Source organism: Atribacterota bacterium, from assembly GCA_028717805.1.
Lineage (GTDB): Bacteria > Atribacterota > Phoenicimicrobiia > Phoenicimicrobiales > Stramentimicrobiaceae > Stramentimicrobium.
The window spans coordinates 1-4951 of record JAQUNC010000075.1; the positions used below are offsets into that span (position 1 = coordinate 1).

The 4951-nt window shown below is 34.2% G+C and carries 6 protein-coding genes; 2 read left to right on the forward strand and 4 right to left on the reverse strand.

Annotated elements, in window-relative coordinates; all coding sequences use genetic code 11:
* Positions 1 to 221: 221 nt before the first annotated feature.
* Positions 222 to 1001, forward strand: coding sequence for an HAD family hydrolase (locus PHD84_10425; GenBank protein MDD5638210.1), 780 nt, complete (start codon positions 222 to 224; stop codon positions 999 to 1001).
* Between the two features lie 36 nt (positions 1002 to 1037).
* Positions 1038 to 2144 carry a polysaccharide deacetylase family protein gene (locus PHD84_10430; GenBank protein MDD5638211.1) on the forward strand — a complete coding sequence of 369 codons (1107 nt, stop codon included), beginning with the start codon at positions 1038 to 1040 and terminating at the stop codon, positions 2142 to 2144.
* A 29-nt stretch (positions 2145 to 2173) separates the two neighbouring features.
* On the opposite strand, the gene PHD84_10435 is transcribed toward PHD84_10430, so the two are convergent.
* The 4 genes from PHD84_10435 to PHD84_10450 form a co-directional block, all read right to left on the reverse strand.
* On the reverse strand, positions 2174 to 2392 hold the full coding sequence (locus tag PHD84_10435) for a PC4/YdbC family ssDNA-binding protein (protein ID MDD5638212.1): 219 nt from the start codon (positions 2390 to 2392) through the stop codon (positions 2174 to 2176).
* A gap of 38 nt (positions 2393 to 2430) precedes the next feature.
* Complete coding sequence (locus PHD84_10440; protein MDD5638213.1) at positions 2431 to 2739, reverse strand: hypothetical protein; 309 nt, start codon at positions 2737 to 2739, stop codon at positions 2431 to 2433.
* A gap of 97 nt (positions 2740 to 2836) precedes the next feature.
* Positions 2837 to 3484, reverse strand: a complete 648-nt coding sequence (locus PHD84_10445) for a DUF6391 domain-containing protein (protein ID MDD5638214.1) — start codon at positions 3482 to 3484, stop codon at positions 2837 to 2839.
* 134 nt (positions 3485 to 3618) lie between these two features.
* Entirely contained in the window at positions 3619 to 4728 is a 1110-nt protein-coding gene (locus PHD84_10450; GenBank protein ID MDD5638215.1) for an Ldh family oxidoreductase, read from the reverse strand.
* Positions 4729 to 4951 lie beyond the last annotated feature (223 nt).

Sequence of the window (4951 nt, forward strand, 5' to 3'; positions counted from 1 at the left end):
CTCGCAAATTTAAACAAATAACAATAAACTCGCACCACATTTTTGTCTTCATAAAAAATATTTTATTTATTATAAAACGGGGTTATAAATTTAAACTATATCTGTTATAATTTTTGTGGTAAGAGGAACTTATATACTTAATAATATTTTAGTATCAATCTATTCAAAAGAAATTACTCAATCTTATCCCATTATTCTTATTCAGGAGTATATTATTTTCTATGAACAATTCTAACTATAAAAAAAATACCTTTAAAGCAGTTTTCTTTGACTTTGGGGGAACTCTGATGGATGCCGAGAGTGATAAGAAAGCTCACTACTATATGATGAAAGAAATAAAAAAAATCTATCAACTCCCTGCCTCAGAAGAAGAGCTTCTTACTCTTTATGAAAAGCAGCTCTTTAATCAAGATATGACCCTGAAGGATAATAAGGATAATGCTAAAAATAATAATAAGGATGGTAACTATTTCCACAAATTACATTTCTATTCTGAATTAGCATTTCAATCCATTTTGCAACAATACAATAAAAAGGTAACCTCTAATGATTTACGATTATTTCATGAAATTTATTTAGAAAATCACTTAAAATATATTCGCCTGGTAGAAGGAGCATGGGAAGCCATTCTGCTGGTAAAGGAAAAGGATTATCATTGTGGAATTATAAGTGATATTGATCTGGACTACCAGCAGGAACAATTTAAAGCCTTAAATATTAACCAAGCTTTTCATTCCATCACTACTTCAGAGGAGGTAAAGCAATATAAGCCAGCTGCCCTAATATTTCAAGTTGCTTTACAGAAAGCAAATTGTCAGGGTGAGGAAGCTTTCATGATTGGTGATTCCTATAACAAAGATATTATTGGTGGAAAGAATATGGCAATGACTACTATCTGGATTAACCGTTATCAGAACCAAATAAATAAAAAGAATATTTCAGCTGATTTTACAGTTAGTGAGCTGAAAGATATTTTACCAATTTTAAACAATTTCCTGTAAGTGGACTACTTTCCCTGGAAAGCAGATAAATGATAGATGAAAATAAATAAAAGTAAAAAAATAAGAAGAATAAGAAAATATATAATTAATTTATTAGTAATAATGCAGGTGTTTTTTGTTCTTACCATGGGTAATCTGGAACTGCAAGCTTATCAATTTACTTTTGATGAGCTTTCCATTCCTATACTTACCTATCATAAATTCTGCATCGGAGAAAGCCCGGATGCCTATACTATTAACATTGACTGCTTTAAACAACAAATGAATTTTCTCCGGGAGAACGATTATCGAGTTATATCTATTTCCCAGCTTCTGGAGTGTATCAAAAATAACTTTTTTCCTGAAAAACCGGCTGTTATAACCATTGATGATGGTTTTAAATCCGTTTATAATCTTGCCTTCCCCATTTTAAAAGAGTACGGCTTCCCTGCCACTCTCTACTTGTATACCGACTTTATCGATAATGGCCCTAACCAGCTATCCTGGTTAGAAGTTAAAGAGATGATTGATATGGGGATAGAAATCGGGTCTCATAGTCTAAGCCATACCAATTTACTCAACTTAAAGCAGAATGAATCTTATCTTGAATATTTAAATAGAATAAAAAAAGAGATTTTTCTCTCCAAGACTATTTTAGAAAGAAACACAGGTAGCTCAGTTCTCTCTTTTGCTTATCCTTATGGGGTTTACAGTCAAGAGATTAAAATGCTGGCAAAACAGGCTGGATATAAAGCCCTGCTTAATGTAAACAATATGAATAATTCTATTCCTATTAATGCTTACTCTCTCAATCGTCAAATTATATCTAGTAATTGTTCGCTAACACAATTCCAGTCAATTGTGTTAGAAAAAACTTTGCAAGTTAATGATATCTTCCCCCCTGATGGTACCGTTACTGATAACCAAGAAATTACTATTGGAGCGATATTGGGTGGTCAAAATATTGAACCAACCTCTTTATATTTGAGATTAAGCGGTTCTGGTTTGTTAAATCATACTTACTACCCTGAACAACAAAAGATATCTTTTACTCCCATAGCGCCTAAACTTCTTCAAAAACGCACCTGGATTGCTCAGATTACTGCCCGGGATGTAGAAACCGGGCAGCAACGAAAGATATCATGGCTCTTTACAGTAAGATAAGATTTACTAATAGGAATGTCTGATGCTAATTATTCAAATTTGGCATCCTTTAATTTCTCTACCATCTTGATGAAATCATCTGTCCACTCTGCATCAAAGTTTATTCCCTTTTTGGTATGAATATACTCATCTTTATCCTTGATTTTGACATAAGTTCTCAAATCAACCCGAGGAGAACCTCTGTATTCTCCTACAGATAAAATAAGTCGTTTAGTATCAGTAATGTCTAATTTACCTATTTGCTTCATATATTATTTCCTTTCTTTATTGTATTGCCCTATTATTGTTAAGCATCCAATGCCCCATCTCTGCCAGCAAGATGATAAGGATCGATGGAAATTATTTTTACTCCAGGATGTTCCTTTTCAATCTTTTTTTTCTCTTTCTGAAAATGGGATGAAACAACAATTTCTAAAGAGGGAATTTGTTCAGCATATTCAAGGACATTTTCATGAGGAGTAATCGAGGTAATAAGAAAACATTTTTGAATATCATTCCGGATTAAATATTTCTCTATACCCTGTAGATGAACAATCCCAATTCTATTAAGCTGAGAAATAAGAATCTGTTTAACTGGTATCTGATTTTCAACCACCAGCAATCCTCCCTTCTTTTAATTCCTTTAAAATTTCCTCTGTTATAATTTTATCACTTTATCGCTATATGAATATATAGTCTATAAATCTCAATAGTCAATAGGAAGTTTCTGTTCTGATAAAATAACCTCTCGGGAAATGTTTTAGCAGTAAGTTTCTATCCTGCCTGCCTATCTCATATTCCAATCCAACGATTTCTGTATTCCTTACCTCACAGGAGGTGGTGAAATACTTTTGCACATATTCCCCCAAATAGGGACTAATTAAATTGGAGAGTAAGAGAGCAATAACAATATTTAAAATACTGAACAATCCGGTAGTGAAAAGTAGAATGAAAAAGATTAAAGCAGTGATAAAATTTGCAATAGCTATATCAGTTCCGCAGCGACGATGAATAGCTAAGTGGCAACTACCCTGTTTCAACAGGTTTAAACCGCGAATAGCGGCTTCTTCTACCATTTCCGCATTCTGTATACCGGCAATATAAAATCCATTTTCCTGAGATAATCCGGAAATATTCAATTGTTGTCCAGCCAATTGCTCCAATACATTTATGGTAGCATGTTCAATAGCATGGTTTCTTCTAATATTCTTACTCTTGGCTATTGTCCAGATCTGCTTGGGAACGGTAATCAGGGTTACCAGGGAATACAAGGTAAAACCATAGGGCAAGAAAATCAGAGCTATAATAAAAAAGAAGAATAAGGGCATTAAAAAGAGATAAAGCAATAGTAGAAAAATCAATTTTATTGACCTTCTTCCTGATGATATTTTTTTTTATCTTTTGATTTTAGTATTGCATTGACATCCTTGTTAAAAATCATATCCATATTAATGGTTAATTAAAAATCTGTCAACCTGGGAAATTGTAATAAAAATCAGGAAAAGGGAAATTGATATTGTTTAAGATTAAGCTCTTTCTGAACAGCTAATAACTGCTTTTGTAGGTTTTTATTGACAGGTACGCCTTTCTCTCTTCTATCCATCCAGCTTAAATATTCTTTCTCACCAGCGGTAAATATTCTTTCTGCATCAGGTGCTTTTTTAGAAGCTCGTAGTGATCTTAAAATAGCACCGGTATTTTTTTTAAATGATTCCAAATCAATAAAAGAAGAAATATTAATAGCAATAAAAAAATGACCTAAGTTGATGGGTGCTTCCTTGCCCTCTTCTATCCCCGAAAGCATCTTTAAAAATTTTCCCCCCGTCAAGGCAGATGATAATATTTCCACCACAGTAGCATACCCATATCCCTTATAACCAGCGGTCTCTTCTCCTATCCCTCCCAATGGGACCAATGCTGCCTTTCCTTTTTGAAAGTCCTCTAATATCTGCTTGGGATTGGTTTTCACCTTACCATCAGTACCGATGACCCAGCCGGCAGGTATTTCTTGTTCAGCTCTTTCATATAATTCAATCTTGCCACGTTGTACCATAGAAGTAGCGCAATCCAGACAAAAAGGAAATTCCTCATCAGTAGGCAGAGCAAAGGTGAGGGGATTTGTTCCCAGCATATTTTCTACTCCAAAAGTAGGGGCAATGGCAGGTCGAGCATTAGTACCGGTAATACCTATCATCCCTGCCTCAGCTGCCATTAAGGCATAATAGCCGGCAATTCCATAATGAGTAGAATTTTTAGCTACTACCATTCCCATGCCATATGCGCGTGCTTTTTGAATAGCTATTTCCATTGCTTTTTTAGCAATAACCTGTCCCATGCCATTATGACCATCTACCACTACAGTAGTCGGGCCTTCCTTAACTACTTTGAATTGGGTGATTGGGGATTGAATACCAATTTTTAGTCGGTCATAGTAAATGGTCTTAAAACGACCAACTCCATGGGAATCAATACCACGTTTATCGGCAGTAATTAAAACATTGGCACATATTCTAGCATCATCTTCCGGTACTCCAACAGCCTTAAAAGCATCAACCATAAAACTTTCCAGGGTTTCAAAATCAATCCAAACTGTTTTTTCACTCACAATTGTCTACCTCCGTAATTATTTTGATATTTTTTATGATATTACTATAACAAAGGGGGTGGGAGATTTCAATGTAAAGATAGTTTTCAGTTTACGGTTTTTAGTTTTCGGTTAAAGATGCAAAGATATTTAACCAACACATAGGTTACACTTTTGATTCAGGACATAGGTTACACTGTTTACACCTGCTGTTTCTTTTTTACAGTATAAAATGATGATGATA

Excerpts from the sequence above, each read along its gene's own strand:
- PHD84_10425 (MDD5638210.1), top strand. The coding sequence starts at position 222 with ATGAACAATTCTAACTATAAAAAAAATACCTTTAAAGCAGTTTTCTTT.
- PHD84_10430 (MDD5638211.1), top strand. The coding sequence starts at position 1,038 with ATGAAAATAAATAAAAGTAAAAAAATAAGAAGAATAAGAAAATATATA.
- PHD84_10435 (MDD5638212.1), bottom strand. The coding sequence starts at position 2,392 with ATGAAGCAAATAGGTAAATTAGACATTACTGATACTAAACGACTTATT.